This window comes from Gilliamella sp. Occ4-3 (assembly GCF_001690675.1).
In the GTDB taxonomy this organism is placed as follows: Bacteria; Pseudomonadota; Gammaproteobacteria; order Enterobacterales; family Orbaceae; genus Gilliamella; species Gilliamella bombi.
Window position 1 is genome coordinate 1 of record NZ_LZHR01000082.1, and the last position, 1,143, is coordinate 1,143.

The 1,143-nt window shown below is 31.5% G+C and carries 1 protein-coding gene; it reads left to right on the forward strand.

Annotation, left to right across the window (positions count from 1 at the left end):
* Positions 1 to 147: 147 nt before the first annotated feature.
* Positions 148 to 555 (forward strand): NTF2 fold immunity protein, encoded by a 408-nt coding sequence (locus A9G44_RS09075; protein ID WP_065608880.1) that lies wholly within the window; start codon positions 148 to 150, stop codon positions 553 to 555.
* Positions 556 to 1,143 lie beyond the last annotated feature (588 nt).

Sequence of the window (1,143 nt, forward strand, 5' to 3'; positions counted from 1 at the left end):
AAACAGATAAAGAAAATACAATATCTATTGAACACACGCCCAAGAAAACGGCATAAGTTTAAAAGCCCTGCCGATTTTTATTCTAAGGAGTTAAGAAGAATTGCACTTCATGGTGTAATCTAGGTTTTTAAAAATTAGGTAAACTAAATGAATATTGAAATTGCGAAAAACATATTAAAAGAATTCATTATTGCGATGAATCATTGGGAAATACGTTGCTATCCAAAATTAAAAAGTGATTCTTCAGAAGATGCTTATTTACAAATGACTAAAGATTTGAATTTTATATTTAATAAATTTTGTACAAAAAAAGAACGAAAATATGGTCGGCAAGCAGCATTATTTTGTGGAAACCCACCAGAGTACTCACCAGATGAAGAAATATTAAAAATAGAAGAACTCAAAGGGAATAAAGTAGTTATTTACACTCAACAACAAAATCGTACAAAAAGTCAATTTCGTTATACCTTGCATTACAAAAAATATGAGTGGCGTATTGATAAAAAAGAGGTATATGATAAGTTTGATAATAATTGGGACAAATATCCATTGTAATAATTACTAGAATTCTATCGTAAATACGATTAAATATCTGGAAAAGGCAAGATAATAGCTAAGCATTAGATATATCTATTACTGTTTTAATTTAAATATTCTAATCCGCTATATGAAATTAAAATTTTGTTTACTGTTCTAAAAAGCTGTCAATTCAAAGCTGTTTATTAACTGAATTATATTGTTATCAACAATTCTATTTATGATTGATTAAATATATTTTTAAAAATCCAATGTGAGGAATTATTTTGTATTTATTTAGGAGGATGACTTAGATAAAACAGAAAGTATTATGGGTCTAGCAATGGCTCAAGGGTAGATGCTTTTAACGAATAAGAGCCAGTCAAACTTGAATTAATTAGAAGTGTACTAGCAAAAAATAATTGGACAGGCAAACACAGAGAAAAATACAGCAACCACAACCTAATCCGCTGTAACCAGCTACTCAAATTCAGAGGACACCGCTACCTCTATGACGCCCTTGGCAGACGCATCGAAAAACAGAAGTTAGACCGCGAAGGCCAACCCTACAACCGTACCCGCTTCCTGTAGGACGGGTTAAGAATGATTCAGGAAACCGGCCCGACT